At 66.5% G+C, this 24,935-nt stretch carries 20 protein-coding genes; 12 read left to right on the top strand and 8 right to left on the bottom strand.

The annotated features are described in order from the left end of the window. Nucleotides 1-16: 16 nt before the first annotated feature. Entirely contained in the window at nt 17-1,084 is a 1,068-nt protein-coding gene (locus QGG57_01985) for a PKD domain-containing protein (GenBank protein MDP7006949.1), read from the top strand. Between the two features lie 2 nt (nt 1,085-1,086). On the opposite strand, the gene QGG57_01980 is transcribed toward QGG57_01985, so the two are convergent. Beyond that, on the bottom strand, nt 1,087-2,436 hold the full coding sequence (locus tag QGG57_01980) for a PQQ-binding-like beta-propeller repeat protein (protein ID MDP7006948.1): 1,350 nt from the start codon (nt 2,434-2,436) through the stop codon (nt 1,087-1,089). A gap of 180 nt (nt 2,437-2,616) precedes the next feature. Between QGG57_01980 and QGG57_01975 the strand changes: the two genes are divergently transcribed. Next, nucleotides 2,617-7,113: a PKD domain-containing protein gene (locus QGG57_01975; GenBank protein ID MDP7006947.1), complete on the top strand. Its 4,497-nt coding sequence runs from the start codon at nt 2,617-2,619 to the stop codon at nt 7,111-7,113. A 140-nt stretch (nt 7,114-7,253) separates the two neighbouring features. Then, the gene (locus QGG57_01970; GenBank protein ID MDP7006946.1) at nt 7,254-7,742 is read left to right on the top strand and encodes a hypothetical protein; all 489 of its coding nucleotides are present in this window, start codon (nt 7,254-7,256) and stop codon (nt 7,740-7,742) included. Here QGG57_01970 and QGG57_01965 read toward each other — a convergent pair. Continuing rightward, nucleotides 7,739-8,452 carry an ABC transporter ATP-binding protein gene (locus QGG57_01965; GenBank protein MDP7006945.1) on the bottom strand — a complete coding sequence of 238 codons (714 nt, stop codon included), beginning with the start codon at nt 8,450-8,452 and terminating at the stop codon, nt 7,739-7,741. The two genes, QGG57_01970 and QGG57_01965, sit on opposite strands and share 4 nt — an antisense overlap. A 48-nt stretch (nt 8,453-8,500) precedes the next feature. Here QGG57_01965 and QGG57_01960 point away from each other — a divergent pair, with 48 nt between their 5' ends. From QGG57_01960 to lat, 3 genes are read left to right on the top strand one after another with little or no spacing between them, the layout of a single operon-like run. Further along, nucleotides 8,501-8,800, top strand: a complete 300-nt coding sequence (locus tag QGG57_01960; GenBank protein MDP7006944.1) for a DUF167 family protein — start codon at nt 8,501-8,503, stop codon at nt 8,798-8,800. 2 nt (nt 8,801-8,802) lie between these two features. Further along, nucleotides 8,803-9,204, top strand: coding sequence for a hypothetical protein (locus tag QGG57_01955; protein ID MDP7006943.1), 402 nt, complete (start codon nt 8,803-8,805; stop codon nt 9,202-9,204). A gap of 31 nt (nt 9,205-9,235) precedes the next feature. Beyond that, nucleotides 9,236-10,582: an L-lysine 6-transaminase gene (gene lat / locus QGG57_01950; GenBank protein MDP7006942.1), complete on the top strand. Its 1,347-nt coding sequence runs from the start codon at nt 9,236-9,238 to the stop codon at nt 10,580-10,582. Here lat and QGG57_01945 read toward each other — a convergent pair. After that, nucleotides 10,579-12,099 (bottom strand): aromatic amino acid ammonia-lyase, encoded by a 1,521-nt coding sequence (locus QGG57_01945; GenBank protein MDP7006941.1) that lies wholly within the window; start codon nt 12,097-12,099, stop codon nt 10,579-10,581. The two genes, lat and QGG57_01945, sit on opposite strands and share 4 nt — an antisense overlap. Before the next feature lie 73 nt (nt 12,100-12,172). Between QGG57_01945 and QGG57_01940 the strand changes: the two genes are divergently transcribed. Continuing rightward, nucleotides 12,173-13,297, top strand: coding sequence for a tetratricopeptide repeat protein (locus QGG57_01940; protein MDP7006940.1), 1,125 nt, complete (start codon nt 12,173-12,175; stop codon nt 13,295-13,297). Next, on the top strand, nt 13,297-15,024 hold the full coding sequence (locus QGG57_01935; protein MDP7006939.1) for a tetratricopeptide repeat protein: 1,728 nt from the start codon (nt 13,297-13,299) through the stop codon (nt 15,022-15,024). Before QGG57_01940 ends, QGG57_01935 begins: the two co-directional genes overlap by 1 nt. On the opposite strand, the gene QGG57_01930 is transcribed toward QGG57_01935, so the two are convergent. Genes QGG57_01930 through QGG57_01910 form a run of 5 tightly spaced genes read right to left on the bottom strand, consistent with a single transcriptional unit; the run spans nt 15,021 to nt 20,458 of the window. Continuing rightward, nucleotides 15,021-16,139: a glycosyltransferase family 4 protein gene (locus QGG57_01930; protein ID MDP7006938.1), complete on the bottom strand. Its 1,119-nt coding sequence runs from the start codon at nt 16,137-16,139 to the stop codon at nt 15,021-15,023. The two genes, QGG57_01935 and QGG57_01930, sit on opposite strands and share 4 nt — an antisense overlap. Then, nucleotides 16,139-17,353, bottom strand: coding sequence for a sugar phosphate nucleotidyltransferase (locus QGG57_01925; GenBank protein MDP7006937.1), 1,215 nt, complete (start codon nt 17,351-17,353; stop codon nt 16,139-16,141). The genes QGG57_01930 and QGG57_01925 overlap by 1 nt, the downstream gene beginning before the upstream one ends. Continuing rightward, the gene (gatE, locus tag QGG57_01920) at nt 17,346-19,067 is read right to left on the bottom strand and encodes a Glu-tRNA(Gln) amidotransferase subunit GatE (protein MDP7006936.1); all 1,722 of its coding nucleotides are present in this window, start codon (nt 19,065-19,067) and stop codon (nt 17,346-17,348) included. Before gatE ends, QGG57_01925 begins: the two co-directional genes overlap by 8 nt. Further along, nucleotides 19,064-20,008, bottom strand: coding sequence for a hypothetical protein (locus QGG57_01915; protein ID MDP7006935.1), 945 nt, complete (start codon nt 20,006-20,008; stop codon nt 19,064-19,066). Before QGG57_01915 ends, gatE begins: the two co-directional genes overlap by 4 nt. Beyond that, nucleotides 20,009-20,458, bottom strand: a complete 450-nt coding sequence (locus tag QGG57_01910; protein MDP7006934.1) for a hypothetical protein — start codon at nt 20,456-20,458, stop codon at nt 20,009-20,011. A gap of 78 nt (nt 20,459-20,536) precedes the next feature. Here QGG57_01910 and QGG57_01905 point away from each other — a divergent pair, with 78 nt between their 5' ends. The 4 genes from QGG57_01905 to QGG57_01890 are packed head-to-tail and all read left to right on the top strand — an operon-like array spanning nt 20,537 to nt 24,926. After that, a complete protein-coding gene (locus QGG57_01905; GenBank protein ID MDP7006933.1) occupies nt 20,537-20,965 on the top strand; it encodes a hypothetical protein in 429 nt (142 codons plus the stop codon). Further along, nucleotides 20,962-21,303, top strand: coding sequence for a hypothetical protein (locus tag QGG57_01900; GenBank protein MDP7006932.1), 342 nt, complete (start codon nt 20,962-20,964; stop codon nt 21,301-21,303). Before QGG57_01905 ends, QGG57_01900 begins: the two co-directional genes overlap by 4 nt. A gap of 33 nt (nt 21,304-21,336) precedes the next feature. Further along, nucleotides 21,337-24,267 (top strand): NEW3 domain-containing protein, encoded by a 2,931-nt coding sequence (locus tag QGG57_01895; GenBank protein ID MDP7006931.1) that lies wholly within the window; start codon nt 21,337-21,339, stop codon nt 24,265-24,267. Further along, entirely contained in the window at nt 24,264-24,926 is a 663-nt protein-coding gene (locus QGG57_01890) for a hypothetical protein (GenBank protein MDP7006930.1), read from the top strand. Before QGG57_01895 ends, QGG57_01890 begins: the two co-directional genes overlap by 4 nt. The last annotated feature ends 9 nt before the right edge of the window (nt 24,927-24,935 follow it).

The following is a 24,935-nucleotide window of genomic DNA, read 5'->3' as shown; positions in this document are numbered from 1 at the left end:
ATGCGGCTGCGCCCGCGTGCGCCCTGCCCTGCTGCTCGCTGCCCTCCTGCTCGCCGCCGGCTGCCTCGACGCCGGACCGGGGACGCTGGAGGACGTCGAGATTATGGTGCCGGAAGGTGTTATCGAGGGCGACCCGGCGCAATTCAGTCTGCTCGGCCCGCAGCCATCCGGCACGAAATATTACTGGGAATTCGGCGACGGCAACGGTATTGTTGGTGCGGCGCCAGCCCACACCTACGCTGGCGAAGGCACCTACGCGGTGCGGCTGACTGCCGTCGCCCCGGATGGCGCGACCGGCGCGGCGAGCGCCAGCGTCGAAATCCTGCACCGCAACCTGCCGCCGACCGCCGACGCCGGCCCCGGACTGGCGGCACGCGTGCACGAGCAGCTGCGGTTCGACGGCTCCAACTCGAGCGACCCCGAAGGCGTCCTCGCCTGGGCGTGGGACTTCGGCGACGGCGCGCTTGGTTCGGGGGCGCGACCGTTCCACAACTACTCGGCACCCGGCAACTACTCGGTCACGCTGGTCGTCACCGATGCCGAAGGGCTGAACGCCACGGCATCGACCTGGGCCGAGGTGCGGCTGCGCAACTACAGCATCGGCTTCACCGAGACCACCCGCACGGTGAACGTCCCGGGCTACACCGCGGAGGGCGACATGACCGAATGGCTCGAGACGCTGCCCTACAACGTCACCAGCGTCACACTCCGCCTCGAGTGGAGCGAGGACGAAGCGGCGGATGCGCTGGGGCTCTTCCCCGATGATTTCGAGCTGCGGGGCAACAGCGCCTGGGGCGCCCGCGAGACGGCGCGCTCGACTAGCGGCGACCTCTCGGTCAACTTCACGGTCCTCGACTCAATCCCAGCCGCGCGCGAGATAGAGGGTGAATCGGGCGCCGATGTCTACGCGCAGCTGCTGGCGGGAGGCGACTTCAGCGCCAAGGGCCGCGGCGACTGGACGCTGGCGGTAACCTGCCATAACGCCCCCTCCGTCGGCCTGATACTGGATCTGGACGGCGGCAACGACTGGGTACTGACGCTCCAGTACAGCTACTACTTCGCGACCGTGGTCGAGCTGACCTGAAATTACTTGCTATCTTCTTCCAGCTTCAGCAGCTCGGCAAAATACTCAAGTGTCGCGAGCGCCGGCCCGTACTGTGTATTGCTACGGTTGGCGCTGCGCAGCGGCTCGTAAGCCTGCCGTACCGCTCCCTCGATGTCGTCCGGGTTGGACTTGCGCGCGAGGTAGTAGCGGCAGACCGCCAGATTGTGCCAGCCGCGCGGCTCGTCCGGCGCGACCTGCGTCGCCCGCTCGTAATGCTCGGCCGCGCGCGCGAAGCGGCCCCCCCGCCAGGCGACGTTCCCGAGCCGCAGGTAGTTGCGTACATCCTCCTTGACCATCTCGGCGGCGAATTCACGGAATTCGCCGCCTTCACCCGCGGTGCCGATTGCCGGTGGCGTGGCGGCGGTGCCGGGCACGTAGTCGCCCAGCCCGCTGGTGTCGGGCTCGATGTCGCCGAACATCCCGAAGCCGAACAGGTTGTCCTCCTCGGGCTGCGCCGCCGGGGCTGGCGCCGCTGCCGGCGCGGCCGTGTCAGCCGCGTCCATACTGTAGGCGACGACGTCGGTGCCGGTGCCGGCGACTGCCAGTGCGAGGCTGGCGCTACAGCCCACCGAGGTCAGCTCGCCGCCCGGCCTCCGCACCGCCAGCGCGTCGCCGGCCGGTGAGAGCCGGTAGATGCAACCGTCGTGCGAGGCGGCCAGCACCCCGCCGTCGGCGGTCGGGCAGACTGCGCGCACGTAACCGTCGGTAAGGTATTCCCAGCGCTCATCGCCGCTACCATCAAGGCAGTGCACCTTGCGGTCCCAGCCGCCGAGGAAGACGCGACCGCCATCCTCGCTGATGGCGGCGTCCCAGAGCGAGTCGCCGCGCTTCTTCTGCCACAGCAACGCCCCATCGCCATCGAGGCAGAAGAGCTGCTCATCTCCGCAGGCGATAATCCGCGACCCGGCCCGCGAGATGCTGACGCCGACCATCGCGCGCGCGGTCTCGTATTCCCACACGAGTATGCCGCCGTCGGTGTAGAACGCGACCGAGTCGCCGGTACCTGTGGCGAGGAAGCTGCCGCCGGGGTCCATCGCTAAAGACCAGACCGACTTGCCGAGCGGCTGCTCCCACTCGAGCTCGCCCGCGCGGGTGAACATCCGTAGCTGGCAATCCTTGCTGCCGCAGACAATCCGCTGCCCGTCGCGCGAGACTGCGACGCCGTGGATGCCTTCGCCCAGCTTGCGCTGCCACAGCAGCGCCCCATCCCCGTCGGAGACGGTGAGGTTTCCATTGCGGTCCCCCGCAACGATGGTCGAGCCATCGGCGGCGACCGCCAGGCTGAGGGCCGGACCGGGCAGGACCAGCCGGAATCGGGACGTTTCGGGCATGGCGGCGGCGCAAGCCCTGAGCTATTTATCCGCTTGCCCCGCCACCTGTTTCCTGCGCGCCGGGAAGACGCTTTACCGAACAAGTAAATTTAAATAAAGTCCTTGGGTATGAAGGCGCTACGAGAGAGGTCAGTCCGCCCATTACGGAGGACTTCCGTCTCACGCAAAAAAGGTGTAAATATGCTGACACGTCGGCCGGAACAACTATTGGCAGGTATCATGATTGTGACGGTGATAGTCATCATCGCTGCAGGTTATGTGCAGGGACATCAGGGCGGAGATCTTGACCCAGGCTATTCCAGCGCGCCGGGCGATGGTGACTGCACGTCGTCCGCATGCCACACCGACGCTAATCCCAACGATGGTGAGAGTTCGCTGGACGTAACGCTCAGCGTTGAAGAGTACGTGCCCGGCGAGGACGTAGACATCGACGTAGTTGTGAGTGGCAGCGGTCACGACAAGTTCGGTTTTGAGATGGTGGTTATCAACGGTAATGGCGACTCAGTCGGCAATTTCTCGATTGAGGTGGGTGATACAACCCTCGTTACCGCTTCGGATGGTTACGACTACATCATGAGCAACTCCGAAGATGACGGAGACGAATCTTTGTCGTGGGAATTTGCTTGGGCACCCTCAGAGCACCATGGGGACGTCACCTTCTACATAGCCAGCATGAGCTGTATCTGGCTCGTCGGCCCCACCGAGGAGTGTCAGGTCGGAGACGAGGAAGCATGGGACCTGAGCCTTCCGCTGGTCCAGCAGAACCGCGCCCCGACTCTCACGGGCGGCCAGGTTTCTCCGGGAGAGTCCAACTGGCCCATCTCCGCGAGTGACTCGGTGGGCTTCCAGGTCACTTACACCGACCTTGACGGCGACGCTCCTTCAGGTGATGAGGTGATTTTGCACATTGACGGCGAGACTCCGGCTTACGTAATGTCCTCCTCCAGCAGTAACGATGGAGATTTCACTAATGGTGAGGTTTACGAGCATTCGTTCACTCAGGCAGACGACCTTGGCTTGGGGATGCATAGCTTCTACTTCACTAGTTCTGACGGGGAGGCCGACGCAACCTCCGATACCTACGATGGCCCTCGCGTTAATGACGAACCGGTCCTGAGCTCCATTGCGGCGACGCCTTCAACGGTGCAGCTGCCGATTAATCCAGCTACGGTGACCGTTACTTACACCGATGTCAATGGTCAGGCGCCCAGCTCGATTACGCTCTGTGTCGGTGACGATGACCTGAGTGATGGCTGTAGCGGGACCGAGGTCACCATGACGGCTTCCGCAGGTGGTGATGGTGACTATACCAACGGTGAGCAGTACGAGCACAGCCAGGTATTCGCAGCTGGTAAGACGGTGTTCGCTGCCAGTTCGAACGACAGCATGGACGCCTCTAACGTGGAGACGGGCTCGGTTTGGGTACGCACAGATGTTCCGTGGCTGACTGACTCTTCGGTTTCCCCGACGAGTGCCGGTGAGAACAATGACTTCAACTTCTCGGTCCGCTACCACGAGTACAACGGCACTAACGCCTCGACCATTACCGTCACTGTCGGTGGCAGCTCCTTCTCGCTCTCGCGGACCAACGACTCGGAGAGCCCGGCTGACGCTGCTGGCGCCGAGTACGCCTACAATGGCACTATGGCATGGGGCTCCCACAGCGTGGCTTTCGACGCCAACAATGGTGCCAACGACGCCGCACAGCTTTCGGGCGGCTCGATTGCGGTCAACGACGCGCCGGCCTTCACGGCCAACGGGACTGCAGAACGTGCCGGTGACACCTACACCTTCACTGCCAGCGCCAGTGACATTAACGAGGACGATGGGGATTCACTTACAGTTTCGGCCGACCTCCAGCACTATGGAATCCTCACGCTCAACGACAACAGTGATGGTACCTATTCAGCCACGCTTGACCTGGCAGACCTCATTGACCGTGGTGGCACTCGCACTGTTACCTTCAGTGCCACCGATAGTTTCGGTGTGCCCGCAACCGGCGATGCCGGCACTGCGAGCTTCTTCGTCGACTATGTGGGTGGCGCCGATATGGATGAGCCGGCTGACACCTCAGGCGCGCCGGGTGACCGCACCGTTACCTTCACGATTACTAACAGCGGCAATGCCGATGACATTTACACCATCGGCGCCAGCAACTTTGCAAGCTGGGACCTTAGCTTCCCGGCGACGGTTGATGTTGCCTACAACAGCTCGGCCACCTTCGACGTCACTATCACCGTCCCCTTCCTGACCTACGGCGTTATGAACCAGCTTGACGTCGATATCGCCTCGCAGAACGACGGCACCGCGACCGATTCGCACAGCATGGGCTACTCAGTCGGGCTAGTGCAGGGTGTCGCAGTTACCGCAGTCTCCAGCGCGCAGGAAGGTGCACCGGGCAGTTCGACGACCCACACCTTCACGGTGCAGAATACTGGCAACTATGACAATACTTACTCAATCTCGACCAGCAGCAGCTGGGCTTCAGATGCTTCCTCCAGCGGGATGAGCCTCGGCATGGGCGAGGTGCGGCTAGTTACGGTCACGCACGACGTCCCCGCAGGCGCAGCGCACGGTGCGGGCGACACGGTAACGCTCACCGCGACCGGCGGCGCTTCCGACAGCGACTCGGCCGACAGCAGCGCCGGGCTGGTGACTGGCTCGAGCATCTCGCTCGGTGCAGTTTCAGCAGCGTATCCCGGTGATTCTTTCCAGATTTCGGGCACCGTCACCAGCACCGGTAACGGCGACGCGAGCTACAGCTTCGACATCAGCGGCAACAGCGAGGCCAATGGCTGGGCGACGCTGAATACCACCTCTACCGGTGTAATCGCCGCGGGAGCCAGCTTCGACTTCCGCGTCTGGATTAGCGTCCCCGAAGATACTCCGGCTGGCAGCAGCTACTCAATATCGGTTGCCACCGACGATGACAGCGCGAGCGCGACGCTCGACATCGCCAGCGACGCGCGTAGCGCGGGCGTGAGCGCGGCTGACGACAGCTTCCTGCTCAACCCCGGCACCTCGGCGACCACGGTCGTCACGGTGACCAACACCGGCAGCGTCGCGACCAACTACGCCATCGTGGTCACCACCGGCCACGACAACCTGCGCTTCTCGACGACCAGCTTCCGCATCGCCAAGGGCGGCTTCCAGACGGTCCAGATGACGGTCATGGTCCCGGCTGGCGCGACCGCGGCGAGCTCCGCTGGCTTCACGGTCACGCCGTCGATTGACGGCACCGGCGCTTCGCAGGCGATTTCGATTACTCCCAACCTGCCGCAGGACACCTCAGGCTGGTCGCTCAGCACGGGCGGCACCCTGGCTGGCTCCGCGCACACCTTTACGCTGAGCGGCGCCGACGGCGCGCTAACGATTGACTGGGACTTTGGCGACGGCAGCAGCATGGCTGACGGCGGCGCCTCGCAGGACTACACCTATGCGGCGGCAGGTGACTACACAATCTCGCTAACCGCCACCGATGGCCTCGGGCAGGTCACGAGCTTTAGCGCGGCGGTAACTGCAGCCAACAGCGCGCCTTTGGTCCCGGCACCGTCGGTGAGCGAGGATGAGGGCATCACGATTGACGGCAACACCGTCAGCGTGGTCGAGGAGCACACAGTCGAGTTTGTTCTGGCAGTCCCGAGCGATGACGACGGCAGCATCGCGATGCTGGTGGTTGACTTCGGCGATGGCTCGCAAATTTCCTTCAGCGGCAGTGACCTGACTGGTCAGAGCACGCTGAACCTGAAGCACGCCTATGCGGCGCCCGGGACCTATCAGGTGCAGGTCACCGCAGTTGACAACTCTGGCGCGGTGACTACCACTGTGGCTCAGGAAGTGGTGGTGGCGGAAGCCCAGAGTGTGATGGTGGCAGATAATTGGAACCGCAGTTTCATCGTCCTGGTGGGCGGACTGGTTCTCGGCCTCCTGATGGCTGCTGCAGCGTATAACGTCCGCACGAGCGGATTTACTGGTGAAAGTATGAACAAGCAAGAAAGAGCCCGTCTGTCAGATGTCGAACAGCGCCTTGAGACCTCCAAGGGTCGCGAGGAACTGCTCGAGGTAGCAGCTTACGACGCATCCCGCGTCGCGACCAAGCTGGAGGCCCACCTTTCGGCCTTCAACGAAATCCTGGTCAAGGCCCAGCAGATTGCCGCCACAGAGCGGCTAGCCGAACTCGAGGCTGCCGAGGCAGCCGAAACTGCGGCAGAGGAACAGCTCAAGCTTGACCTGGCTGAGCCAGACATGGAGCTCCTCGCCAACCGGTTCCACGGCACGCTGACCCGACTGGTCGACACTCGCACCGAACTGGGGCAGATTGAGGAACAGCTGGCGTACGTGCTCAAGATGGAGCGCGACGAGCAGTTCTCCAAGCTGACTGAGATTACCGAGGCATACGAGTCAACCCAGCGCAAGATTGAGGCTATCGAGTCTGTCCGCACCGCGCGCGAGGAGGCGCGGGAGGAGAGCAGCCTGATGGACCTCCTGAGCGGTAGCGGTGCCGCGGCTTCCACTGATGAGGACTTCGGCTTTACTGACGACTACGATGACGAGCTGGGCGATGACGAAGAGGAGTACGAGGTCGAAATCTACGAGGACGAGGATGGCTCGTTCTATTACATCGACCCCGACTCGGGCGAAGAAGTTCCCTGCGACGAAGACGGCAACCCGCTCTGAACCTGGAGTGGTGGTGGCCGCTGCAGGCGCGCCTTGAACGTGAGTTCGGTCACGACCCGCGACGCGAAACGGTAGCGCTGCGGCTGCTGCAGCGGCTGGGACGCCCGTCAGGCGAGCTGCCGCGATTCGGGGGCCGCAGCGTGGTCGTCGTGGGCGCGGGGCTGCGCCCGGGCGAGGCGCTTCCGCGCGGCGCGCTGGTCGCCGCCGATGGCGCAGTGCGCGCCTGCCGCGAGCGCGACCGCGTGCCGGCGCTGGTGGTGAGCGACCTCGACGGCTACCGCGACGACCTGCGCTGGGCCGTCGCTGGCGGCGCGGCGCTGGTGGTCCACGGCCACGGCGACAACCTCGCCGCGCTGGGTGAATGGCTGCCGCGGCTGCGTCCGGCGGCGCTGACCGCGGTGCGCCCTGCCCCGGGCGTCGCGTGCTGGGGTGGTTTCACCGATGGTGACCGCGCCGCGCTGGCGGCGCTCGCCCTCGGCGCGCGCCGCGTGCGGCTGGCGGGCTTCAGCTTCGACACCGTCGGCCCCTACTCGGGGCGCAGCCGGGGGCGGCTCAAGCGACGCAAGCTGGCGTGGGCGCAGCGTATCCTGCGCGTAGCTGCGCGGGAATACCCGGCGCTGGAGTTCTAGCCCACCAGCCGGATGAAAGCATCCTCGAGCGTGGCGCTGGAGGTCGAGCTTAGCAGCTCTGGCACCGTCCCGACCGAGAGCAGCCGCCCATGGTCGATGACCGCGATGCGGTCGCAGAGCGACGCCGCCATCTCGGTAATGTGGGTCGAGAGCAGCACCGTATGGCCGCCCTGCGAGAGGTTGCGCACCCACTCCTTCAGCAGCCGCGTGTAGCGCGGGTCGAGCCCGGCGGCCGGCTCGTCGAGCAGCACCGCCTCGGGGTCGTGCACCAGCGTCATCGCAATCGCCAGCTTCTGCCGCATCCCCTTGGAGTAGGTGCCGACCTCGGACTGCATCTGGCCGCCCAGCCCCAGCGCCTCGCCGTAGTATTTCGCACGCTGCGCCAGTAGCTTGGGCGAGAGCTTGCGCAGCGCCCCCACCAGTTCGAGCATTTCCATCCCGGTCAGTCGGTCGTAGAGCACCGGATTTTCGGGGAGGTACCCCAGCATCGCCTTGGCCTGCAGCGGTTTGCGTGCCATGTCCACCCCCGCGATGCTGACGCTGCCGCGGGTCGGCTTGAGCAGCCCGCAGAGCATCTTGATGGTGGTCGACTTCCCGGCGCCATTGCTCCCGAGCAGCCCGAAGACTTCACCGCGGTGGACCTCGAAGCTGACGTCGCGCACCGCACACAATTTTCCATAATAGCGCGTAAGGCCCCGGACCTGAATCACCGCAGCCCATTCCTGCCCGGCTAAATAGGCGCGGCCCATTCAGGACCAATGGCCGGGGCTGCGCTCCAGGCGATTGAGGGTGGGACGCTGCTCACGCTGCGCGTGGTCCCCGGCGCCAGCCGCGACGCCCTCGGGGAATTCGACGAGTGGCGCGGGGCATTCACCGTCGCGGTCAGCGCGCCCGCCCACAGCGGGCGCGCCAACGTGGCGCTGCTGGCGCTGCTGGAGCACGAACTGGAGCTGGAGCCCGGCAGCGCCGAACTGCTGCGCGGTCACCGCTCGCGCTCGAAGCAGGTTGCCATCCCGCTCGAGCGTGACGCGCTGCTGGCACGGCTGGAGGCACGATAGCGATGATGCACGACCGGGAGGCGCGGCTCGCCGCGCTGGAGCAGTGGTTCGAAAAAATCGTGGAGTTCCCGGGACCGGTAATCATCGAGGGCCAGCGCGACATCGCCGCGCTGGCCCAGTTCTGCGAATTGCAACTGGTTTCGCTCAACAGCGGCAACTCGGTGCTACAGACTGTCGAGGCGCTGGTTACGCAACTGGGGTCGCGCGGCCGCTTCGCTATCCTGACCGACTGGGACCGCACCGGCGGCCGGCTGGCGCGCAAGCTCGCCGACCTCGGCCGCGCCAGCGACTTGCGGCCCGACCTGGAACTGCGGCGCGAGCTGGCGCTGATTTCGCGCGGTGATATCAGCTGCGTCGAGGAGCTGCCGGCGCTGGCGCGCAAGCTGCGCAGCCGTCAGGCTTAAACCGTATCAGGCCTCCGCCGGGCCGGTCCCAATGGAAGCGTCCTCATCTGGAGCAGCCACGACAGTTGCGCACGGTATCGCGGCGACCGACGTCCACGAAGTGCTGCGGCGGTACCAGCTGGTTGACGGCTACGACGTCGTGCTTGACCTGGAGCGCTCGCACGGTGCCTGGCTCTACGACGCCCGCACCGAGTCGGAGTTCCTGGACTGCTTCACCTGCTTCGCCTCATGGCCGGTCGGGTACAACCACCCGATGCTACAGGCGCCGGAATTCCTCGCGAAAGTGCGCGCGGTCGGCACCGCCAACCCGGCCAACTCCGACATCTACACCCGGGAAATGGCCGGCTTCGTCGAGGCGTTCGCAACCCGCGCCACTCCCCCGGGCTTTCCGTACCACTTCTGGGTTGCTGGCGGCGCGCTGGCAGTCGAGAACGCGCTGAAGGTAGCGTTCGACTGGAAGGCGCGCAAGCTGGGGCGCACCGACCTCGAGGCGGACGTAAACGACCTCGTAATACTGCACCTGCGCGACGCGTTCCACGGCCGCAGCGGCTACACCCTCTCGCTCACCAACACCGTGCCCGACAAGATTGGCCTCTTCCCCAAGTTCGACTGGCCGCGGGTCCACAACCCGACCATCGAGTTCGGCCCTGACGGCGGAATTGCGAACGACATCGCCGCCGAGGAGGCGCGCGCCTGCGCTGAAATCGAGGCCGCTTTCGCGCAGCACGACGACCGCATTGCCGCCATAATCCTCGAGCCACTACAGGGCGAGGGCGGCGACAACCACTTTCGCCCCGAGTTCTTCGAGGCGTTGCGGGGCTACGCCGACTCCCGCGAGGCGCTGCTGATTTACGACGAGGTGCAGACCGGCTTCTGGGGCTCGGGCAAGCCGTGGTTCTGGCAGCACCACGGTGTTGCCCCGGATATCGTCGCCTTCGGCAAGAAGACGCAGGTTTGCGGTATCTACTGCTCCGAGCGCATCGACGAGGTCGCTGACAACGTCTTCCAGATGTCGGGCCGTATCAACTCGACCTTCGGTGGCAACTTGATGGACATGGTGCGCTGCCACCGTTTCCTCGACATCATCGAAGCCGAAAGCCTCGGTGAGAACGCCGCCGTGCGGGGCGCCGAACTGCTGGCAGGGCTGCGTGCTCTCGCGCGCGAGACTGGCGGCTTCAGCAACGTGCGCGGCGTCGGCAGCCTCATCGCCTTCACGCTGCCTTCGGCAGCGGAGCGCGACGCGCTGATGGCGGCGCTGGCGGCGCAGAAGGTGATGGCGCTCAAATCGGGCTCCAGCTCAATTCGCTTCCGGCTGCCGCTGGTGATTGCGGCCGACGAGATTGCGGAGCTGCTCTCGCGCGTTCGCGCCGCGCTCTAGGCCAGTTTACCGACGGCCGCCTCGACCGCGCTGGTGATATCGGGCGAGCGCAGCAGCGGCACCAGCCGGTTGTGGTCGCGGTAGAGCGGCCGGTCCTCGTCCAGATGCGATACGTGCTCGCGGATTACGCCGCGTGCGGCAGCGGTGCCGGCCGCCGGCTCGTCGCCACGCAGGTCGAGCGCCTGCGCGGCGGCCATCATCTCGATGGCGAGCACGCCGAAGCAGTTATCCAGAATCTGCTGCGTCTTCTGCATAGTCGTCAGCCCCATCGAGACGAAGTCCTCCTGGTCGGCGGCAGCGGGGATGGACTGGTTGACGGCGGGGTGCGACAGGATGCGCGCCTCGGCAATCAGCGCGTCGGCGGTGTACTGCGCCAGCATCATCCCCGAGTGGAGCCCCGGCTTCTCGGCCAGGAAGGGCGGCAGCCCCGCCGAGAGCGCCGGGTTGGTGAGCCGGTTCAGGCGCCGCTCGCTCAGTACGGCAATCATGCTGAGCCCGGTCGCGACCATCTCCAGCGGCAGCGCGACCGGCGTGCCCTGGAAGTTGGCGCCGGTGAGCACCTCCTTCTCCTCGGTAAGGAATATGGGATTGTCGCCGACGCCGTTCAATTCGGTCTCCACTTCGCCGACGGCGTGGCGCACTGCGTCGCGCAGTGCGCCCGCTACCTGCGGTGTCGAGCGCATCGAGTAGGCGTCCTGTACCTTCTCGCCGTGCGCCGCCAGGATGGGGCTGTCTGCCATTAGCTTGCGCAAGTTGGCCGCCACTTCCTGTGCGCCGCGGAAGCCGCGCAGTTCGTGCAGCCGCGCGTCGTACGGCTTCTGGTTAGCGAGCAACGCCTCGAGAGTCATTGCTGCGGCGATGTCGTGCAGCCTGAACCAGTGCTGCGCATCGTGGAGCAGCAGCGCCGCCCACGCAGTCAGCACGTTGGAGCCGTTAATCAGCGCCAGTCCGTCGCGTGCCTCGAGCGCCAGCGGCTCGAGCCCCGCCTTCGCCAGCGCTGCCGCGGCGTCCATCCGCTCTCCGCGGTAGAACGCCTCTCCCTCGCCCATCAGGCAGAGCGCCACCTGCGACATCGGCGCCAGGTCGCCGCACGCGCCGACCGAGCCTTTCTCGCACGCGACCGGCGTCACCCCCGCGTTGAGCGCACCGACCAGCGCGTCGGTCACCGCCGGGCGCCCCCCGGAATGGCCGTGGCAGTGGACGTTGGCGCGGCCGCACATCGCGCCGCGCACGACCGCCGCCGGCAGCGGCTCGCCGATACCGGCGGCGTGCGAGTAGACCAGGAAGCGCTGGAAGTCGCGCAACTCCCTGGGGGAAAGCGTATGTTCGGAGAACTCGCCGATGCCGGTGGTAATGCCGTACATGATTTCATGCGCGGCGATTTTCTCTTCCAGCATGGCGCGGCTGGCAGCGATGCGCTTCCGGGCCGCGGGCGCCAGCGCAACGCTCGCCTCGTCGCACGCGACTCCCGCAAGTAGCCCAATCGTGAGCGAACTGCCGTCAAGCTCGACTTTCACGCGCGGCCACCTCGCCCGGATTATAAAGCGCTGTTCGGCGCAGCGGATTTTAACTGCCCCCCGCTGGCGGGCCGTGCCTATCGACGACAGCAACCACGCCGACGAGCTGCGCGCGGAAGGGCTGGCCGAGCTCAAGCTGGGCCACTACCGCCGTGCCCGCCGCACGCTCGAGAAGGCGCTGGCCGCCAAGCCGGAGAGCAAGCGGCTACGACACGACCTCGGCAAAGTGCACCTCGCGGCCGGCCGGCCAGAGGCGGCGCTGGAAGAGCTGGAGCAGATTCACGACGGCGTCTCGCACTCGGAAATCATGTGGAAGGACCGCGCGCTGGCGCAGCTTCTGCTCGGCGACCCTGAAGAAGCATTGGCTTGCGCCGGGCGGTCGCTCGAAATCCGGCCGCGCTACATTGCGGCGCACGTGCTGAAGGCGCGTGCCCAACAGGCGCTCGGTGACGGCGAGGCGGCGTTGGCGACGCTCAACGCTGCCGACGGGCGCGGGAAACCGGACCGCGAGCTGCTCTACCGCCGCGGCAAGCTGCTCCACGCGCTGGGGCGCTACAACGACGCTTTGCAGGATTTTGACGCTATCCTCGCCCGGCGTCCGCGCGATACGGCGGCGCTCGAGGCGAAGGGGCTGGCGCACGACCAGCTCGACGAGCCGGGCGCCGCGGCAGAGGCGCTGCAGCAGAGCCTCGAAGCCGAGGATGAGGTGGTCTACAACGACCGCGGCGTCGCGCTCTCGCGGCTCGGCTACAACCATCGCGCCATCGAGAGCTACCGACGGGCCTTGGCGGCCAACCCGCGCTACGCCACCTGCTGGTTCAACCTCGGCAAGGGACTATTCCGCGTCGGGAACCTGAAGGAGGCGTTGCAGGCGTTCACCCGCGCGACCGAGCTCAACCCCAAAAACCGCTCGGCGTGGAACAACCGCGGCGTGACGCTGCGACAGCTCAACCGTATCGAGGAGACCATTCCGTGCTACGAGCGCGCCATCGAGCTGAAGGCGGATTACGCCTGGGCGTGGCACAACAAGGGCTACGCGCTCGAGCTGCTCGACCGTCCCCGCGAGGCGCTCGAATGCTACCAGAACACGCTGGCACACGAGTCGGGCCACGAACACCACGACGGCTCTGAGTGGGAGCGGCTGATGAAGGATACCCATAAGGCGATAGCGCGCATCGAGCTAATCCTGGAACGTTAATGCCCGACGTCAACGAACTGGTGGAACAGGGCGAGGCACTGGTCCGCGAAAGGAAGCTCCGCAAGGCGATTAGTTGCTTCCGCAGGGCGGTGGACCTGGCGCCGGAGGACCCTTCGCTCCACAACAGCATCGGCATGGCCGAGATGGCGCGTCGCAACCCCGCCCGGGCGCTGCACGCCTTCCAGCAGGCGTGCGAGCTGGCGCCCGATATCGCGCGCTACCACGTACGCCGCGGCGACGCGCTGCAACGGATGGAGCGCTACGCGCAGGCGGTCGAGTCGTACGCGCGAGCGCTGGAGCTGGAGCCGCGCAACGCGCCAGCGTGGAACAACCGCGGCTTCGCCAACTTCATGCTCGACCGCTGGAACGAAGCGCTGCGCTGCTACGACGAGTCAATGCGTGCCGACCCGACTTACGCGGTGGCGTGGTATAACTACGGCTACACGCTACAGCTCTCGGGGCGGCTGGCGGATGCCAAGGATTACTACCAGCGCGCAGTCGAACTGGACCCGCGCGACAAGATTGCGTGGAACAACCTGGCCAACGTGCAGTATAACCAGGGCGAATACGAGCTATCCATCGAGTTCTACCAGAAGTCGCTCGATATCGACCCGGAATACGTCATCGCCATCAACAACATCGGCAACGCGCTGGACCACCTGGACCGCTACGAGGAGGCCATCGAGTACCACGAGCAGGCGCTCGAAATGAATCCCACATTCCACTACGCCTGGATGGCTAAGGGCCGTGCGCTGGCGCGGCTCGGCCGTCCCGAGGAGGGGCTCGAGTTCCTGGAGACTGCGCTCGAGCTCGAGGACGGAGACTCCGATTACCACGAGGCGCTGGCGCGCTGCCTGCTGGCGCTCGGCCGCCCCGACGAGGCGCGCCGCATCCTGAACCTTGGTCTGGCGGCCGACGGCCAGCACGTTCTCTGCTGGGTCGCGCTGGGCGACAGCAGCCGCGCGCGCGGCGACAGCCGGCACGCGCTGCAGTGCTACGACGAGGCGGTGCGCGCGATGGACAATCAGGCGCGCAACCGCATGCGTGACCTGGACTGGATGGAGAAAGGCAAAATCCTGGTCAACGCCGGGATGACGGGCGAGGCGGAGCGGCAGTACACCAACGCGCTGGTCGCGCATCCCGAGTCGGCGCGCGCGCGCTTCAAGCTGGCGGAGTCGCTGCTCGAGCTGGACCGCAACGAGCAGGCGCTGCCGCTCATCGAACATGGGCTCGAGCTGCAGCCCGGCTCCCGCGCCGGCCGGCTGTTGCTGGCGCGCGCACAGGAGTGGGACGCAGCACGCGAAACGCTCGCTGATTTGCAGGCGGAGTTTCCCGACGACAAGAATATAAAGCGCCAGCTGGGGCTGCACCTTGCCCCACGCGAGCCGGAAGCGGCGCTCGCGCACCTGTCGCTCGATGACCCCGACTCGGCGCTGGCGCGCTGCGGCTGCCTGCGCGCGCTCGACCGCAGTCGCGAAGCACAGGCGTCCGCGGAAGCCGCGACAGCGCTCGCGCCGTCGCGGCTTGAAGCGTGGCTGGCGCTGGGCTGGTCCGCGCTCGAAGCGGGCGATGCGGAGCGCGCCGGCGAAGCATTCGACGGCGCGCTTGGCTGTGGGGAAGCCGACCCGGAAGCGCTGGCGGGCAAGGCGGCGACGCTCGAAGCAGTGGGTAAGCCAGCCGACGAACTGCGGCGCTTATTGGCCGAGACGGAACCGGAACTGGCCTAGCCCAGGGCGGCTTCCAGCACCTGCTCGACCTTCTCCGCGACACGCGGCCACGCGAATTCACGCTCGGCGCGCTCGCGTCCGCGTGCGCCCATCTGCCGCGCGCGCTCGGGGTAATCCCAGATGTCTTCCAGCGCGCCAGCGAGTGCGTCGGGGTCGAGCGGCTCGACGATGTGCCCCTCTTCGCCGGTGATGACGTCGCGCACGCCGGGGATGTCGCTCAGTACGAGCGGCTTGCCCGACGCCATGCCTTCAAGGCCGACGATGCCGAACGCCTCGAGTCGCGACGTCGACGGCAGCACGACGGTGTCGCAGGCGGCGTAGTAGGCGGGCAGCCATGCGTCGCCGATGGGGCCGGTGAAAACCACCCGCTCCCCGAGCCCCTTGCTGCGCACCAGCCCCTCGAGCCAGCCGCGATAGGGGCCGTCGCCCACCACCACCAGCCGCCCCCGCTCGAGCCGCGACAGCGCCCTGACCAGGATGCCGACTCCCTTGTGCGGCACCAGCCGCCCGACGAAGAGCGCCAGCGGCTCGCCTGCGGGCGAGAGCCGGCTGCGGATGTGCTCGCCGTTATTCGAAGGGTGGAAGCGGTCGGTGTCGACGGCGTTGGGCACCACATCCACCTCCCGGTTCCAGAGCGCGCGCGAAGTGGCGGCGTAGCTCTCGGTGGTCGAGATAATGCGCTTCGCAGCCTGTAGCGGCCGCTGCCCGGCGTAGCGCTGGTAGCCGCGCACCATCAGCGAGCCGAGCCGCCCGCGCAATTCCAGGTCGCAGTGGTAGGTGATGACCAGCGGCTTCCCCGCCTTGCGGGCGCCGCGTGCGGCGAACAGTTCGGTGAAGGGCGGCGGCGAGTGGACATGCACCATGTCTGCCCCGCTCGCGGCGACATGTCCGCCAAAATCGGGGGCGACCGGGGTGTTGAACAGGTTCAGCCACTGCGTCACCCGGTTCACCGGCAGGCCACGCACCGTCTCGCGCTCGGGCATGCGCGCGTAGCGCGCGGTAAGCACCTCGATAGTGTGGCCGCGCTGTTGCAGGTGTTGCGCCAGCCCCAGCACGTGAGATTCGACGCCACCGTAGTGGGGGTGGAAGTAGGGCGTCACTTCGAGAATTCGCATCAGAGTATCCGGGAGCCGGCCGCCCAGCTGCCGGAGACGACGCGTCCGGGGCCGACTATGGTCCCTTCGCCCAGAATGGTACCGACGTTCAGCGAAGCGTTGATGCCGGTCTTCACGTCATCGCCCAGGATGACTCCCAGCTTGCGCAGCCCGCTGTCGACCCGCTCGCCGCGGATGATGGCGTAGACGTTAGCGCTGTCGTGCCGCAGGTTGGCAACCTTGGTCCCCGAGCCAAGGTTGCAGTTGCGCCCCAGGATGGAATCGCCGACGTAGTTGTGGTGCGGCGCTTTCGCACCGTCCATCAGGATTGAATTCTTCACTTCCGAAGCACCGCCCACCTTCGCCCCGGCGCCCAGCATGGTTGCGCCGCGAATACAGGCGTTAGGCCCGACGGTCGCGCCGGGGCCAATCCAGACCGGGCCTTCGATGCGGCTGCCCGCCTTGACTATCGCGCCAGTGGCGACGTGAACTGCGCCCTCCAGCACCACGCCCTCCTCAACGGTCCCCTCGATAGCGGGCTCCATGCGGGCGAGCAATAGCGCATTGGCAGCGAGCAAATCCCACGGCCGCCCCAGGTCGAGCCAGTTGCCCTCAACGTCGACGACAGCGACGTCTGGCGCGACCGCCTCGAGTGCGGCGGTCAGCTCGAATTCACCACGCGGCGACCGCTCCAGCGCCTCCAGCGCCTCGAAGATGGAAGGTGCGAAACGGTAGATGCCGGCGTTGATACCACCCGCTCCTTCAGCGCCTTTCTCGATGATACTCGCCAGCTTGCCCTTGCGTGCCTCAACCAGTCCGTAGCTGCTGCAATCTGCGACCTGCGCGACCGCCATCGCATGCTCGCTGCGGGCCGTGGCCAGCGCGCGCAGCGTTCCGGTCGTGACGAGCGTATCACCATTCAGGCAGAAGAAATCGCCATCCAGCTTCCCGGCCGCCTGCGCCACCGCATGGCCAGTGCCGAGCTGCTCTTCCTGCACCAGGAATTCCAGCGTGAGCCCGAAGCGCTCGCCGCCGCCGAGCGCTTCGTGCACCTCGCGCATGCGGTAGCCCACCAGCACCGCCACGCGCTTGACGCCAGTCTCGGCCAGCGCGCGCAGCTGGTGCTCCAGGAACGGTGCACCGCCGGCCGGCAGCAGCGGCTTCGGCAGCCGCGCGGTCAGTGGCCGCATGCGGGTGCCCCGGCCAGCGGCGAGAATCAGCGCCTGTTCAGCCAAGGAATTCCCCCAGCTTCACCCGCAGCCGCTCGCTCACCAGCGCGCCGTCGACCCGGCCGCGGAATTCGCCCATCACGGCTCCCATCAGTGGTCCCACTGCCTCCATCCCGCGCTGCTGCACAAAGTCCTTGCGCTCCGCAAGCAGCGCGTCGATAAACGTGTCCAGCTCCTCCGCACCGCCCGCCGCCTGCTCCGGCAGCGGCTCGCCGCGCGCCAGCGCCGCCAGCGCGTCCTCGACGCCTTCCTTCGCTAGCTCTCCGCTAGCCACAGCCGCGAGCAATTCCTCGAGCGCCGCCTCGCCCGGCACCGGCAGCCCTGCCTTGCACAGCTCGGGCAGCTGGTGCAGCAGCAGTCGCGCCACCGCCTTCGGCGGGCCACCCGCCGCGACGAGCGCGTGGAAGCGTGCGTCAAGTCTGGCGCGCACCAGCTGTTCCGCCTGCTGCGCCCCCAGCGGCAGCGTCGCGGTGCGCTCCTCAAGCGTTGGCGGCAGCTCAACTTCGCTCCCGGCCAGCCGCAGCGGTGGAATGTCGGTCTCGGGATACATTCGTGCCGCTCCCGGCATGGGGCGCAGGTAGCGGCTGCCGCCTTCGGCCAGCACTCGCCGCACCTCGTGTGGCACGCCGCCCTGCCGGGCGCGGCTGGCAGCGCGCTCCAGCGCCGCTATAGCAACCTCTTTTTTCTCGAAGACCAGTATAAAAGCGTCCGCTCCCCCGCAACCGAGCTCCGCGGCAATCGCCGCCGCCTCTTTTTCCGAGACGCCGTGCGCCGGTAGTTCGTCGCTCTGCAGCAGCCCCGCCACGCCGGCGCGGCGTGCGTGGTCGGCCAGCTCGCGCCCCAGCCGCGGGTGGCCTGCCGGGGATTCGGGTGAGCCGAGCAGCCCCGCCCAGCCCGGCAGCCGGCAGCCCCATGCCTCGCGCGGTTTCTTTAGAAGCGAAGTGACCTCAGCGACGGGGCCGGGCTCGCACGCTTCGATGGCGGCTAGCGTCGCCTGCCGCTCCATCTCGCGCTCGACGACCTGCGGCATTGTGCCAAGATCCTGAAAGCCCTTCAGCTCGACCCGCACGCCCTGGGGAATCGAGACGTTCACGTCCTGCCGGATGGTGCCGAGCCCGCGCCGGACGCGGCAGGCACGCAGCAGCTGCCCCAGCGCACGCGCTGCCACCTGCACCGCCTCGGGGGAGTGGAGCTGCGGCGCGGTCGTGATTTCGAGCAGCGGCACCCCCAGCCGGTCGAGCAGGAACTGGTCGTTACCGTCGCCCCGCCGGCAGGAGTCCTCCTCCAGGCAGAGCTGTTCTATATCGACGCTGCCGCCGTCGTATTCGAGCCGGCCGCCGGTGGCGACCAGCGCAGTGCGCTGGAAGCCGGTGGTGTTGGAGCCATCGACGACCACCTTACGCATGAAATGCACCTCCTCGAGCGGCTGCGCGCCGAGCAGCCCGGCGACCTGCAGTGCAACCTCGACCGCCGCGGGGTTGGGGCCGCGCGGCGGCTCCTCGTCCGCCTCGACCAGGCAGTTGCCGTCGCCCTGATGGTAGCCGAAATCGCGCACGTTTTCGGCCGCGGCCGCCGCATCGACCTGCCCCATCTCGCTGGCGGTCGCGTGCAGCCGCCGGCTGAAGCCGGGGTCGGGGCTGCCGTCGGTGGCGGGGCAGCTACAGAAGAGCTTGCCGCAGTCGAGCTGCTGGTGCACCTCAAGGCCTGCCGTCAGCGTCACGGTGGCGGATGCTCGCCCGTTTTAAAGGAAAAGGCGTGCTTCTGTCGCTGCAGGAGTATAAGCGCCGCCAGTCCCAGAATGGGTCCTATCAGCAGGAAGCCGAGCGCGAGCGCGCTGAAGAGCGCCCCGAGTTGCGCCGCCAGGAACGAAGTGCGCTGCCACGCCGCCCACGCACCGCCGAGCCCGATGAGCGAGAAGGCGAGCATCAGGAACGGGCACCAGGAAAACATACTGCGCCAGAGCCCCTGCACCGGCTGCTCCTGCTCAGTCGCGCTGCCCTCGCCCTCGAGCAGTTTGAAGCTGAACAGATTCACGCCGGGGGTGGGGTCCATTCCGGGGTCCTGCTCAGCGATGAACACCTCGCTGGTGGCATTGCGATACCCCGCCGCCGCGACCTCGAGTGAGCGCATGCCGCTGCTCACCACGGTCGTGTAAACCCCCGGCTCGCCCGCCGTAAGGTTGGCGGGCGCGCCGTCGACCAGCAGCGTCGCGTTCGCCAGCGGGCTGGTGGAGTTAGTGACCTCGACCGTGATTTCGACCTGCTGGATCCCATCATATTCCTCTGGCATGACGTGGATGCCCCATGCGGTCGCCAGCCCGGTGAGCGACGCCACCAGGATGAGCAGCGCAATCGCGACGGTGCTGCCCCGCGCCGGTGGCGCGCGCAGCGGCGGCCCGCGGTAGGGCGGATAATCGTCCGGCACCGCTGCGGGCGCGGTGTCTGTTGCGGGCGCGCCCGGCGATTCGCCAGCCGCGCCCGGTCGCCGTGCAGATGGCTGGCGTCCGCCGGCCGGGACCACCCTGACCGCGTCGCCATCCGGCAGGAACTCGAGCTCGCTGCGGCATTCGCGGCAGCTGCTGGTCGCGCCGGTGTCGCCGTCGGGCAGCAGGATTGATTGCTCGCTCTGGCAGACCGGGCATTCGAAAGCGTGGCGGTGCATCTACGCCACTTCGGGGCCGGCGGTGCTTCCGCTGGTCTTGCCCTTGCCCTTCTGGAACTTGACCTGCGGCACCTCGACCTTGACCGGCGGCGGCAGGCCGAGCTTGCGCGCCAGCACGAAAACCTCGAACGAGCCCTGCGACAGGACGGCGTTGTGCACCTCTTCGGCGGCAGCGTCGGGCATCTTGTGCTCGCGCTCCCAGAGCTTCTGCACTTCCCGCGCGCTCCCGCTGTCGCCGCTGGCGTAGGTGATTTCACCGTCGAGCTGGACCATTCCCAGCCCGCCATAGGTCACGCTGTAGCGATATTCGACCGTCACGCGCTCCTTGCCAGCGTCGCGAATAATCGAGAGCACGGTGGTGTTGTGGTCAATGCGCACCTGTTTTGGTCGTCCGCTGCGGCGATGGCGCCGCGCCTCGATGCCGGTGATGCGGAAGCCGCTGACGCCCATGCGGGCGCCACCCGCACCGGTTTAATCACCTTTGCGCCGCCAGCCACCTTTTTTTTAAGCCGTACCCGTCCGCCGCGTATGGACCCGCGCCTCGTGGCGGTCAGCCTGCTGCTGCTGACCGCGACGCCGAGCTGTCAGGAACCAAACCCGGCACGCACCATCGTCAGCCTGCAGCTGGACTGGGATGGCGAGCAGGCGTGGGTCTATCTCTACTCGACACCGCGGGTGCGGATGGACAACCTGACTATCGCCTTCGGGAACGATACGCTGCGCGAGCCTGGGGTCTATACGCTCCAGCGTGCGACCGACGCTGTCGAGTTCAGCCTGACGGTCGAGGCGGAGCTCTTGGGCGTCTTCTGGGGCTTCAGCGGTAACATCATACTCGAGGATCAGGGGCTTGAGGAACCGGAGTATCACGCGCTGGTCGAAATCCCGGTTGAAGACTCCGAACCACGCGAAGAGGACTGGGGGCTGCCACGCAGCCGCCCGCTGGAGCGACTGCCATGAACCTGCTGCGCGCGCCGCTCAGCTTCCAGCTCACGATTGCCGCCGTGGTTTCCTTCCTGATTTATCTGGTGCTGTTCCAGCTCGGTTTCATCAATTACTCAGTCGGTTGGCTACTCACGTTTTACACCTTCGAGGTGTTCACTGTCGCACTCTTCGCGGTGCTGGGCGGCGTGCTGCTGGGGATGTTCATCGCCACGCGCGCGCTCTCGAGTCAGGGCTTCACGCCGTTCGAGGTTTCGATGCTCAAGCTGCGCGATGACGTGCACAACCTGCGCGAGGAGGTCCGTGCGTTGCGGGAGCCGGAACAGGCGGAATCTGAAGAGGAATCTTCGGAGTAACCATTTTATAAAAATCGCGGGGGGTGGCCGCGCATGTCTCACGCGACTCTGTCTGGCGTCATCTTCATTCTGGCGCTGATGCTGCTCTCACCCCTGGCTGGCCTCAGCCTGCCCGGTTCCGACAGCGGACTGCACCCGACCAGCAACCCGGACGCAGGCCGTGACCACGGTTCGTACAGCGTCGATATCTACCCGGTCGGCGAAATCGGCCCCGGCGATAACCAGCTGACGCGTAACCAGAGCCGCACTTTCGAGTTCACGGTCGAAAACACCGGTGGCGATGCAGATACCTATGAAATCACGGTGGTCTGGACCGACAATAACAATCTGGGCTGGGAATGCGTAGCCGACGTAGATTCGGTTTCGCTCGCGGCTGGCGCGACCGCGTCGGTCGAGTTCACTTTCTCGACCCCGCGCGCCGGCGTTTACGACGGCGCCGAGAAGCAGTTCAAGCTGAATGCCACTTCCACCAATGAAACCACGGTGAGCGACAGCGAGGATTTCAACATCCTTATTGACATGAGCCATGCGGTCGACCTCACCATCCGCGGCGACGAATCCCAGTCGGCCGAACGCGGCGACATGGTGCGTTTCCAGCTCGACCTGACCAATGTTGGCGACAATAGCGACAGCTACCGCGTCTCGCTGACCCACGTACCGTGGGACTGGGTCGCAGACCCAGACACGGTCAACATCAACAATGTTGCGGTCGACGAGATGCGCAGTTTCTACGTCGATGTCAACGTTCCCGATTCGGCCGAGGAAGACGAGTATGCGCTCATTACCGTGCTAGTAACCTCCAAGGCGACCGGCTTCGACCATATTGACGCCGTCCAGCAGGTCAACACCACCGTTACCGACGGCCGCACCTACGGGCTGACGCTCACGATTGATACAGGCTCGCAGGAGACCATCCCCGGCAAGGCAGCCAGCTACTCGCTGACGCTACGCAACGACGGCAACGAGCCGGACAGCTTCGCGCTGGACGCGTCTGCCCTGCCGGCTGGCTGGAGTGGCTCGGTAAACCCCGATTCGGTCGCCGACCTCGGCCCGGGCGTCACCGCTGATATTTCCTTCAGTGTCACGCCTCCCGCGGATGCCGAGGAGGACGACTGGGCGGCCGCTGACGTCAGTGCGTGGTCGACAGGCCGTAACCACCACCGCGACTCGGTCGCGACCAACACTACGGTCCGCATCCCGGTGCGCGACGTCGACCTGACTAGCGATGCGGCGGGCAAGGGCGGCACCCCTGGCACGACAGTCAGCTTCACGCTTACGCTGGAGAACACCGGCAGCGACCCCGACAGCTACGACCTCTCGCTCACCAAGCCGCCCACCTGGGACATCTCGCTTTCGCAGGTTTCAGTTGAGGACCTGGCCGACGGCGGCAGCGCCACTATTATCCTCGCGGGAGTCATTCCCGGCTTCGCGCACGATACCGATTCGGCTGACGCGACCGTTACCGCCACTTCGCGCGGCAACAGCTCGGTCTCGCAGGCGATTACGGCAACATTCACAGTCGACACGGTTTACTCCATGTCGCTCTCGGTCGACGGCTGGCAGCGCACCGTCAACCCCGGCAATAGCACCACTTTCACCTTCACGGTTACCAACCTCGGTAACGGCGTCGAGGACTTCACGATAGACCATACTACTCTGCCGGTGGGCTGGGACGTCGACGGCCTGCCGCATGGTGACCTCGCTGGCGTCAGTGCGTACGGCGGTACCGCCTCCTTCCAGGCTATCCTGACTGTCCCAAATGACGAAACCCCGGGCTGGAACAATTTCACGGTCAGTGTCGCCGTCAAGGATAGTTCCTCTATCGAGCAGCTGCAGTCAATTGCCATCGAGGTCGAGAACTTCGCCGCGATGACTGTCGCGGTCGACCCTGCCGCCGCCAGCGGCGACCCGGGCGCGACCGCCAGCTACGCTTTCAGCATCACCAATATCGGCAATTCGGACGACACCTTCAGCTTCTACATCGATGACCTGCCGCCCAGCTGGCAGGTGCAGTACCGGCTTCCGGACGGGGGCGCCTACATCAGCCAGCTTTCGGTCCCGGTCGGCGCGACAGGGTCGGTCGACGTCTTCGTGACCACGCTTACTACCGACAGTCCGGGCGAGCGCAGCCTGACGCTCACCGTGCGCTCCGGGCTGAACCAGCGCATCACCCGCGATTCAACGCTTACGCTGACGATTGCCGAGACGTACGGCCTCGAAGTCACGACCGGCACCACGGCCAAGGATGGCGGCTCCAACGAGGCGATTCCGTTCTCCTTCACGGTCAGGAACAACGGCAACGCACTGGACTATGTTTCGCTGCCCATTCCGACCCCGCCGCTGAACTGGGAGGCGACGCTTTCGGACACACAGTTCACCCTCAACCCCGGCGCGAGCAAGACTATCTACTTGAATCTCCGCACCCCTGAAGGAGTGTGGGGCGGCAGCCACACCGTCATGGTCACCATTAACTCTGACGAGACCGGCGAGAAGCACACGCTGAATTTCACGGTCACGATTCCGGCCAGCCCCGGCCTGACGGTAACGCTGGTGCAGAAGAACGACGACATCAAGGCGGGTGAGGATGGCAGTTTCACCTTCAACCTCTCCAACACCGGCAACACCTTCGAGCAGGTTTCGCTGAAGGTGCAGGGCAAGTACTCCAGCTGGTTCAACCTCCCGCAGGCGTCGGTCGACATGGCCCCGGGCGATACGCGCGAGATAACAGTCATCGCGAGCCCGCCCGGCAACACCCCCTCGATGGATACCACCGCCAGTTTCAACGTCACGCTCAGCAGCAACGGCGAGTCGATTCTCAAGTCAATGACCCTCAGCGTCGAGGGCGCCCCGCCTCCGCCGCCGCCCGAGAATGGCGATGACGGTGGCTTCTCGATTCCGGGCCCCGGCCTGCTGGCCGCTTTCGGTGTGGCTGGCGCGGTCGCGCTGCTGCGCCGAAGGCGGTGAGGTCCCCGCCCGGCGAACTGGCAGCGCTGCGCGAAGCGACGCTCGAGCAGGCTCGCGCTGCGCTGGCGGAAGCGGTGACGCCCGACCGCGGGCTGCTACAGGGGGTCAGGGCGCTCGACGAGGCGCTTGAAGCTGAAAACAGGCTCGCCGAACGGCTGGCGCGCTGGGCGGCGGAGGCGGCTGGCGCGGCGCGGCAGCCGCCCACCGCGGAGCTGCCGCCCGACGCGCCGGAGCCGCTGCGCGAGCTGCAGGTCGCCTGGCGGGAGTCCGTCGCCCGGGGGGAGCGGCTGCGCGACTGGCTCGAGGCGCAAGCGCCCGATGTGGCGCCGTCGCTGGCGGTGCTGCTGGGGCCGCTGCTGGCGGCGCGCGTGATTGCCGCGGCGGGGTCGCTGCCACGGCTGGCGCGGCTGCCTGGCTCGACTATCCAGACGTTGGGGGCAGAGCGGGCGCTCTTCGCGCATCGGGGCGGCGGCGCGCCACCGCCGAAGCACGGGCTGCTGCTGGCGCATCCGCTGGTGCGCGACGGACCGCGCCGGGAGCGCGGCCGCATGGCGCGGAGGCTGGCGGCCAAGGCGGCGATTGCGGCGCGCGTCGACTGCTACGGCGGGGAGCCGTGCGGGGCTGAATTGCTGGCAGCCCTGCAAGCAGGTGGCTGCTGACGCGCCACG

This window comes from Candidatus Poseidoniia archaeon (assembly GCA_030748895.1).
Classification (GTDB): domain Archaea; phylum Thermoplasmatota; class Poseidoniia; order MGIII; family CG-Epi1; genus UBA8886.
This window is presented reverse-complemented; position numbering and strand designations above follow the sequence as displayed.

Bases quoted from the DNA above. Each gene is read 5' to 3' on its own strand.
- QGG57_01980 (MDP7006948.1), bottom strand. From the start codon at position 2,436: ATGCCCGAAACGTCCCGATTCCGGCTGGTCCTGCCCGGTCCGGCCCTC.
- QGG57_01975 (MDP7006947.1), top strand. From the start codon at position 2,617: ATGCTGACACGTCGGCCGGAACAACTATTGGCAGGTATCATGATTGTG.
- QGG57_01960 (MDP7006944.1), top strand. From the start codon at position 8,501: ATGGCCGGGGCTGCGCTCCAGGCGATTGAGGGTGGGACGCTGCTCACG.
- QGG57_01955 (MDP7006943.1), top strand. From the start codon at position 8,803: ATGATGCACGACCGGGAGGCGCGGCTCGCCGCGCTGGAGCAGTGGTTC.
- lat (MDP7006942.1), top strand. From the start codon at position 9,236: ATGGAAGCGTCCTCATCTGGAGCAGCCACGACAGTTGCGCACGGTATC.
- QGG57_01935 (MDP7006939.1), top strand. From the start codon at position 13,297: ATGCCCGACGTCAACGAACTGGTGGAACAGGGCGAGGCACTGGTCCGC.
- QGG57_01930 (MDP7006938.1), bottom strand. From the start codon at position 16,139: ATGCGAATTCTCGAAGTGACGCCCTACTTCCACCCCCACTACGGTGGC.
- QGG57_01915 (MDP7006935.1), bottom strand. From the start codon at position 20,008: ATGCACCGCCACGCTTTCGAATGCCCGGTCTGCCAGAGCGAGCAATCA.
- QGG57_01910 (MDP7006934.1), bottom strand. From the start codon at position 20,458: ATGGGCGTCAGCGGCTTCCGCATCACCGGCATCGAGGCGCGGCGCCAT.
- QGG57_01905 (MDP7006933.1), top strand. From the start codon at position 20,537: ATGGACCCGCGCCTCGTGGCGGTCAGCCTGCTGCTGCTGACCGCGACG.
- QGG57_01900 (MDP7006932.1), top strand. From the start codon at position 20,962: ATGAACCTGCTGCGCGCGCCGCTCAGCTTCCAGCTCACGATTGCCGCC.
- QGG57_01895 (MDP7006931.1), top strand. From the start codon at position 21,337: ATGTCTCACGCGACTCTGTCTGGCGTCATCTTCATTCTGGCGCTGATG.